1 protein-coding gene is annotated in these 474 nt (G+C 68.8%); it reads right to left on the reverse strand.

Annotated features, from left to right (window positions below; genetic code table 11):
- Positions 1-474, reverse strand: a 474-nt coding sequence (locus FLO80_RS23815; RefSeq protein ID WP_149187141.1) for a flavin-containing monooxygenase, incomplete at both ends; no start/stop codon positions are given.

A 474-nucleotide genomic window follows, 5' to 3' on the forward strand; every position in this document is an offset into this window, starting at 1 on the left:
ATCACCGCGACCCGCTTGCCGGCCAGCTCGACCTCGGCGTCCCAGTTCGCCGAGTGGAACGCCGGACCCTGGAAGCGCTCCAGGCCGGGCAGGCGCGGCAGCAGCGGCCGGCTCAACTGGCCGGTGGCGCAGACCAGGGCCCGTGCGCGCAGCGTCTGGCCATCGGCGCAGCGCACCTGCCATTCGCCGCTGCCGGCGTCGAAACGGGCCTCCTCCACCTCGCAGTGGAAACGGATCTTCTCGCGCAGACGGTACTTGTCCGCGCAATGCCGCAGGTAGTCGAGGATTTCCGCCTGCGGGGCGAACTTGCGCGACCAGTCGGCCTTCGGCTCGAAGGAAAACGAATAGAGATGCGAGGGGACGTCGCAGGCGGCGCCCGGGTAGCGGTTTTCCCGCCAGCAACCGCCGACATCGGCGGCCTTTTCCAGGACCAGATAATCGTCGATGCCTGCCTGTCGCAGGCGGATCGCCAAG

It is taken from the genome of Aquicoccus porphyridii (assembly GCF_008369105.1).
Taxonomy (GTDB): Bacteria; Pseudomonadota; Alphaproteobacteria; order Rhodobacterales; family Rhodobacteraceae; genus Aquicoccus; species Aquicoccus porphyridii.